We start from the raw sequence: 6,027 nt of genomic DNA, 5'->3' as shown, positions 1-6,027 counted from the left end.
AGTTGCGTAGTAACTTTCATCGTTGAGTACAATAATTTGAAGTTAGTAACTATAACTACAAAAATATCAATTATTCACTAAAAATATCAATTATTCACTACTTTGCGAAAGTCCTGAATATAATAAATGAAGCTAAAAAATCTCGTCAAGCATAATAAAAAAATAAAACGACTATGATCCTTTTAATATTGAGATTCATTGAATTTCAATATTAGGACAGCATTTTTAGAAGTCTTTCTAATAGGGCAGAAACTGTAAGATAGCCTTTATATGCTTCTTTTCTTGCTTCAAGAGAACGTTTTATAATAAAAGTAAGCAGTTGAGTGGGATTTAGCCCAATTTCTGCTGCCTGATGAAAAAAAAAGGAAGAAGGATTCATACCCACTGTAGTATTCGGGTCATTTAAAAAAATATCTTCATTATCAGTAATAAATCCATCTATACGTGCATACACTGTACAGTTGAGTAATGTAAATAAAGACACCGCATTTTTTCGAATGGTATGTAGCATATCCGCAGGTAAACACATGGGTGTTTGCTTACGTACAATGCCAGGCAGATATTTTGCCCTATAATCAAAGGGGATCTCCCCTTTCTGTATTTCTGTTGGTGGTAGGGCAATAATATTGCCTTTTTTTTCCTCTAATACAATACATGAAAACTCACGGCCGTTTATAAAAGCTTCAATAACTATTTCTTCCTCTGCTTCTGTGCTAATTAATAAAATATTTGTTTTTTCTATTGCAAAATGATGTTCCATATAGGCTAGCAATGCGCTAGGTGTGTAAAAAACTTGTTCTTTTATGCACACAGGAAAGCCTATACCTTCACGTACGTCCGTTAGTTTGTTTAGCCAGACTTTTTTATCTTCTAACGTATATCTATTCCAAGTATGAAAGTCTATTTTTTCCATAAAGAAACCCCTATTTACAGCTGTTGTAAGCTCATCCATACACTGATTTTTAACCATTGAAACGCCTATAGATGATCCTTGTATGCTACTTTTTACAACAAAAGGCAACCCAACTGTAGTGATTATATGATCTAATAGATCTTTCTTATTAGTAACACTTAGCCATTCTTTTTGAAACAAAATCATGGAAGAAGGTGTAAGAATTCCAGCATCCTTCAAAAGTTTTTTCTGAAAAACTTTATTAATACCTAATGCGCTTGGTAAAATACCAGCTCCTGAATAAGGTATTTCATACCATTCTAAAAGACCTTGAATCGTACCATCTTCTCCATAAGGGCCATTTAAACAGAGAAAGGCTATATCAAAATGCTTGTGAAAGTCACTAGCCTCTATCTTTTTCCCTATGGTTTCGATGAATTTTTCTGTATGCTGGGCATCACCATCATGGAGAGATTCTATATAAAGTGGTATGCCAAAAACACTAGGAAATGTTGATACAGAAGGGTAAAACTCCCTAATCGTACCCTGGTAAAGATATTGCCAGTTAAGTAGAATGAAATTTCTAAGGCTATCTACAAATATAGGCACTGGTTCAAAAAGTTTCCTATCTAAGTGATCATAAACGGTACGACCACTTGCAAAAGAAATTTCACGTTCTCTGGAACTTCCTCCTAAAAAAACACCAACTTTGATAGGCGCTGTTGTAGCATTATTCACAAGAATTAAAATATAAAAGCAAAGAGAAGGAACTATCCTTGAGATACAGCCATCATTGTACTTTCTTTTTCAATATTTTTTTCCTGATGGACTAGTCCTATACGTGATTTATTAAGTTGTGCTACTGCGTAATCTTTATCAATAACTAATTTTTCCATATTTTCGGATGAAGGAGCTGTATACATTGCCTCACTCATAATATTTTCACAAATAGAACGCAATCCTCTTGCACCTAATTTCAGCACTATTGCTTGTTCTGCAATAAAATCGAGTGTGTCATCTGTAAAAGTAAGTGCAATCTTATCCATTTCAAACAATTTCATATATTGCTTGACCAGAGCGTTTTTAGGTTCTGTAAGAATACGCCTTAGGTTACTTTGTGTAAGTGGTTCAAGACCTCTTATAATGGGTAGCCGGCCCACTAACTCTGGAATAAGTCCATAAGCTTTTATATCTGCAGACGAAACATATTTGTGTAGATCTTTTTCTTCATGCTTAACAGATGAACGTCTTGCAGCAGAAGAGAAACCTATGGTTTGTAGATTGAAGCGATTCGCAATTGTTCTAGTAATACCATCAAAAGCACCTCCACAAATAAATAGGATATTTTCTGTATTTACAGCTGTCAACTTTTGGTCTGGATGCTTTCTTCCTCCTTGTGGCGGGGCATTGATAATTGATCCTTCTAGTAGTTTTAAAAGTGATTGTTGTACACCTTCACCACTTACATCGCGTGTAATAGATGGATTATCTCCTTTACAGGCAATTTTATCCACTTCATCTATGTAAATAATACCTCGTTCAGCTGCGGAAACATCATAGTTAGCAGCATGTAATAAGCGTGTAATAATACTTTCTACATCTTCTCCTACATAGCCTGCTTCTGTGAAAACTGTTGCATCAACAATACAAAAAGGAACTTCTAATAATTGTGCTAAGGTGCGGGCCAAATATGTTTTTCCTGTACCTGTTTCTCCAATAAGCAGTATATTCGATTTTTCAATAACAACATCATTTTTTTTATTTATTGGTTGCATTAGGCGTTTATAGTGATTATAAACAGCAATCGATAGCGCCTTTTTGGGCTCTTCCTGGCCAACTACATATTCATCTAAATAGTCCTTGATTTTTTTTGGTGGTAATAAGTGAATAGGTTTTATTTCGTTAATCATGGCATTTCCCTTCTGTGTTTGAATAACTTCCATAGCTTGTACTACACAGTCATCACAAATACGACCATCAGGACCAGAAACCATAATACCAACTACATTACTGTTCCTTTGACAAAAAGAACAGTAGGTTTTCTCATTCATACTCATAGCAATAATACAATAACGTGTTACTGTTTAGATTTTTTTTCTAATATGGAATCAATGATGCCATATTCTTTGGCCTGGTCTGCACGCATCCAGTAGTCTCTATCTGAATGACGCGCTACAGAAGCATAATCACGTCCTGTATGCTTTACCAAAATATTATGTAAATCTTTTTTTACTTCAATGATCTGCTGCACCGTAATCTCCATATCAGAAGCGGGCCCCTTAGCCCCTCCCAATGGTTGGTGGATCATAATTCGTGCATGTGGAAGTGCAGAACGTTGTCCTGTTGCTCCACCAGCTAATAAGATAGCTCCCATAGAGGCAGCAAGCCCCGTACAAATAGTAGACACATTTGGCGAAATGTATTGCATGGTGTCATAAATACCTAATCCTGAATACACAGACCCTCCTGGACTATTAATGTATAATAGAATATCTTTTCGGGAATCAACAGATTCCAAAAAAAGCAATTGGGCAATAATGATATTAGCAATAGCATCATCGACTTGTGTACCTAGAAAAATAATTCGATCCATGATCAATCGAGAAAAAACATCCACTTCACGGAAATGAGCTGGACGTTCTTCAATAACCGATCGAGTCATATTTTCAATATCGGAAACATAACTATCTACTTGTAAACCACTCGCGTAACCACTTTTGACTACAAACTGCTTAAATTCTTTATGATCTGACATAACATGTGGGTATAAAAGCCCATTTTATTCTTTAAATGCTATCCTTAATTACAAGGGAATAATAAGAAATATAATACAAAATAGCCTAACAAAAAAGAACGAAACGTATAATTCTTGTAATCCAAATACTTCAAATAAAGCTTTAGAAATCTATTAGGTTCATAGACATTGTTTTCTTATTCTCTCCCTTCATATTTTAAATCTCTTTCGAAACATACTACAACGCTACTTTTCGCCATTTCTATGCAAAAAATAAAGGAAAATCCATTGACGAAAAGAGCCTATGCTTTTACGTATCTAAAAATACCTAAATTTCTCATATACTCACTTGCTTTTTGCTTAATTCATCAAAAATTGTTTACACTTGATATATATGCTTATACATCATAGTTATATGTTTTTTTGCCTCTTGATATTATCGAATTAAGCTAAATATTTACTACATTTACCAAATGTACAGAGGGCCTTTATCGATAGTCAAGCATGGTTAAATGTACAATATTCAATCATTCTGCATTTGCAAGTCTGTGAAAATGCAACATAATCAGTTATAATGAATAGTAGAGCAAGACGTTACTCGTTTATTAATCTATTAGTTATATCTCTAAAATATAAAAAAAGAAGTGACATGCCATGCAAAATAAAGTCCTTATTTTTACTACAATTGATTCTGGAAATTATTTTACTGAAAATTTTAGTTGTTGGTATGCAGGTGCATTAGAAGCAACAGGGCATAGTACAGAGATAATAAAGCTAGAGCATTTAGCTGAAATAGTTGCTAATAAACTTTTAAGTATTCAGAAAGAAAAGCTTAAAACAATGCAAGACGTGCTCTTAAAAGCAGTAAAAATAATTCTAATTGTTCCAGAAATCAATAACATGCTACCAACCAATGTAGGGTATTTTACTCAATTCATATCACAAGAAAACAGACATGACATATGCCATCTAGTAACTATTATCATAGACCATCTAAAGACAAAGTCCCCTAAAGCAAATAGAAAATTTGAATATCCTATAAATGACCTTGATACTTTATTTGGTTCTTCTTTTCGTACTAACCGTATAGAGATTAAAAATAGTTTGAGTGGGGATATGTGTGATATTTTTGCATCATTCCCTAATATTCTCGATATACTCATAAAATAAACTTCAAATCAATACGCGCATATTTCTTGAACCTTTGGGATCATTTTCCTAAGTTTGTTATGCGGGTCATTATATAATTTTCGTACACTTACTGTACGGAACTACTTGTTTCAAAAACAATAATTATCAGAACGAATATGAAAGTTAATACTGAAATGGATGAGCCACTTCTGCAAGAAAACAAAAATAGATTTGTATTATTCCCAATTGAATATCATGATATTTGGAGTTTTTACAAACAAGCAGAAGCCAGTTTTTGGACAGCAGAAGAAATAGATCTTAGTCAAGATATAAAGGACTGGGAAGAGCTAACATCAGACGAAAAACATTTTATCACACATGTACTAGCCTTTTTTGCAGCCAGTGATGGTATTGTTAATGAAAATTTGGTTCAAAATTTTGCCAATGAAGTCCAGTACACAGAAGCAAAGTTTTTTTATGGTTTCCAGATAGCTATCGAAAATATTCATTCTGAAACTTATTCTTTACTTATTGATACCTATATAAAAGATCCTAAAGAACGTCATCGATTATTTAATGCTATTGAAACCATTGATTGGGTTAAGAAAAAGGCAGATTGGGCACTACGCTGGATCAATGAAGGTTCATTTGCAGAACGACTGATCGCTTTTGCAGCAGTAGAGGGCATCTTTTTTTCTGGTAGCTTTTGTGCTATTTTTTGGCTTAAGAAAAGAGGACTAATGCCAGGCCTAACCTTCTCTAATGAACTTATTTCTCGAGATGAGGGATTGCATTGTGATTTTGCATGTTTACTTTATAACCAGCATATTAAATATAAGCTTCCCCAGGAACAAGTTGGTAAAATTATAGCTGATGCAGTTGCTATTGAAAGTGAGTTTGTAGCTGATGCCTTACCTGTTAGATTAATTGGCATGAATGCAGATTTAATGATCCAATATATTCAGTTTGTTGCGGATAGACTACTCCTCGAACTAGGATGCAAGAGAATCTACAATGTAACCAATCCATTTGATTTTATGGAAATGATTGCATTACAGGGAAAAACAAATTTCTTTGAAAAAAGAGTAGCAGAATACCAGAAATCTGGTGTAATGGGTAGTATCTCTCAGGATAAAGATAAAGCACGCTTTACATTAGACGAAGAGTTTTAATCGACAAGTAGGTAAAATTTGTAGAGGTATCTTTTAAGGAAAACGGAATAGGGCTTTCGCAAAACCGGCAATAATGCTTGCTTTTTTAGATACGGTTA

The 6,027-nt window shown here is 33.9% G+C and carries 5 protein-coding genes; 2 read left to right on the top strand and 3 right to left on the bottom strand.

Going from position 1 to position 6,027, the window contains the following annotated elements:
* Positions 1–211 precede the first annotated feature (211 nt).
* Genes CCPUN_RS02250 through CCPUN_RS02240 form a run of 3 tightly spaced genes read right to left on the bottom strand, consistent with a single transcriptional unit; the run spans position 212 to position 3,647 of the window.
* Positions 212–1,630: a D-alanine--D-alanine ligase family protein gene (locus CCPUN_RS02250; RefSeq protein WP_133281962.1), complete on the bottom strand. Its 1,419-nt coding sequence runs from the start codon at positions 1,628–1,630 to the stop codon at positions 212–214.
* A gap of 32 nt (positions 1,631–1,662) precedes the next feature.
* Entirely contained in the window at positions 1,663–2,943 is a 1,281-nt protein-coding gene (gene clpX / locus CCPUN_RS02245; RefSeq protein WP_133281961.1) for an ATP-dependent Clp protease ATP-binding subunit ClpX, read from the bottom strand.
* 26 nt (positions 2,944–2,969) lie between these two features.
* Positions 2,970–3,647 (bottom strand): ATP-dependent Clp protease proteolytic subunit, encoded by a 678-nt coding sequence (locus tag CCPUN_RS02240; RefSeq protein ID WP_133281960.1) that lies wholly within the window; start codon positions 3,645–3,647, stop codon positions 2,970–2,972.
* Positions 3,648–4,280: 633 nt separating this feature from the next.
* Between CCPUN_RS02240 and CCPUN_RS02235 the strand changes: the two genes are divergently transcribed.
* Both CCPUN_RS02235 and CCPUN_RS02230 read left to right on the top strand, forming a co-directional pair.
* Positions 4,281–4,796, top strand: a complete 516-nt coding sequence (locus CCPUN_RS02235) for a hypothetical protein (RefSeq protein ID WP_133281959.1) — start codon at positions 4,281–4,283, stop codon at positions 4,794–4,796.
* Positions 4,797–4,933: 137 nt separating this feature from the next.
* Positions 4,934–5,929, top strand: coding sequence for a ribonucleotide-diphosphate reductase subunit beta (locus CCPUN_RS02230; protein ID WP_191283869.1), 996 nt, complete (start codon positions 4,934–4,936; stop codon positions 5,927–5,929).
* The last annotated feature ends 98 nt before the right edge of the window (positions 5,930–6,027 follow it).

Source organism: Cardinium endosymbiont of Culicoides punctatus (assembly GCF_004354815.1).
Taxonomy (GTDB): Bacteria; Bacteroidota; Bacteroidia; order Cytophagales; family Amoebophilaceae; genus Cardinium.
Note: the sequence above shows the minus strand (reverse complement) of the source record. Positions and strands in the feature narration are given on the sequence as shown.

Excerpts from the sequence above, each read along its gene's own strand:
- clpX (WP_133281961.1), bottom strand. The coding sequence starts at position 2,943 with ATGAATGAGAAAACCTACTGTTCTTTTTGTCAAAGGAACAGTAATGTA.
- CCPUN_RS02240 (WP_133281960.1), bottom strand. The coding sequence starts at position 3,647 with ATGTCAGATCATAAAGAATTTAAGCAGTTTGTAGTCAAAAGTGGTTAC.
- CCPUN_RS02235 (WP_133281959.1), top strand. The coding sequence starts at position 4,281 with ATGCAAAATAAAGTCCTTATTTTTACTACAATTGATTCTGGAAATTAT.
- CCPUN_RS02230 (WP_191283869.1), top strand. The coding sequence starts at position 4,934 with ATGAAAGTTAATACTGAAATGGATGAGCCACTTCTGCAAGAAAACAAA.